Consider the following 1,396-nt stretch of genomic DNA (forward strand, 5'->3'; position numbering starts at 1 on the left):
CACTAACCCCGGGCCGCCCGCTCATTGCATAGGACACTGACGCGGATGAAACACCCACCCGCTGTGCAACGTCGCGGATGGTGACTCGCACGCTCTTATCTGGGCCTGAACGCTCTTCCGTCACCATAAACGAAAGCTTATCCGTTTAAGAAGATTCGAGCGTCGCGCTTTCTCCTTCGGCCGCGCTTAGCCATTTAGCCGTTTCTCATGAGGTGAGCGCCGATGCGGCTTTCCTCTCCACGGAAGCCGGCCACCTGCTAGCCCGTTGCCGAGTTAGGACTCCGCGTACAACAACTCGTCGGCTGCCATCTCGTCAAAGAATCCCCCTGCGGCAAGCCCTGGGCGCGGACCTCCTGGGCGACCGGTGGGCCCACAAACTCAGCCGCACCCTGGCGGCGGCGAGCACTCACTCGAGGAAGACGGCGGACTCTCGTGTCGCTGGCGGACGTCTTTCGTTTAATCCACAGGACCCCTCTGGCGGCTCGCGGAAGTGGGGCTGGAGGTAACCGCTAGGACTTACTTTCGGGCTTCCTCCGACCCTCCGGATGGAAGCAGCAGGGGCTGGAAGGCCAGTAGTTGGTCGATCTTGGAGGCGTGGACATCGTGCTGCTATCCATTCCTGCATGGGCAGGTGGGGCACGTCGTCGCTCACGACGTCGAACACGTCAGCCCGACCCTTTATTGGATCGGGCTGACGATCTGGGGTTGCTCATCTTGCGGGGCGCCTCAACGGCGCCCGGTTGAGGTCCCTACCGGGCGGGCAGCGCCTCGAGCAGGAACCGGGCCGCGTCGTCGAGGGCCTTGCGCCCCTCGGGGAGCCGGTCTTGGTGCATGTGCCAGACGTGGAACATCTCGGGCCAGACGTCCAGGCTCACTCGCACGCGATTCTCGGCTAGGTGCCCGGCCAGCCGGACTGCGTCGCTGAGCATGAGTTCATTCTCCCCGATTGTGACCAGGATCGGGGGCAGGCCGCGGACGTCGGCGAAGACCGGGGATGCGTCCGGGTCATTCGGCAGTGCCCCGCCTAGGAAGCTGCGTGCCAGCAGGTCCAGGACGGCCTTGCTGTTCAGCGGGTCGAGGCCTTCCCGGTTGGTCATCGACGCGCCTGTGTGCTCCAGGTTCGCCCAGGGTGACAGGGCAACCCCGGCTGCCGGCAGCGGCAACCCCAGATTGCGAGCCTTGATCATCACCGTGACTGTCATGGCGCCGCCGGCCGAATCACCTGCGACCATCAGACGCTCCGGGTCCTGACCCTGCTCCAGCAGCCAACGGTACGCGTCGACGGTGTCGTTGATCGGCGTGGGGAAGGGGTGTTCCGGAGCCAGCCGGTAGTGCGGCAGGAACACCCGGGCGTTTAGGCGAACTGCAAAGTTTCCGGCGAGGCCATGGTAGCCGG

At 64.8% G+C, this 1,396-nt stretch carries 1 protein-coding gene; it reads right to left on the reverse strand.

Annotation, left to right across the window (positions count from 1 at the left end; translation table 11 throughout):
• Positions 1-749 precede the first annotated feature (749 nt).
• Positions 750-1,396 (reverse strand): alpha/beta hydrolase (locus tag LQV45_RS32510; RefSeq protein ID WP_230011691.1); only part of this gene is annotated, 647 nt, incomplete at its 5' end.

This window comes from Microbacterium sp. Bi128 (genome assembly GCF_918698205.1).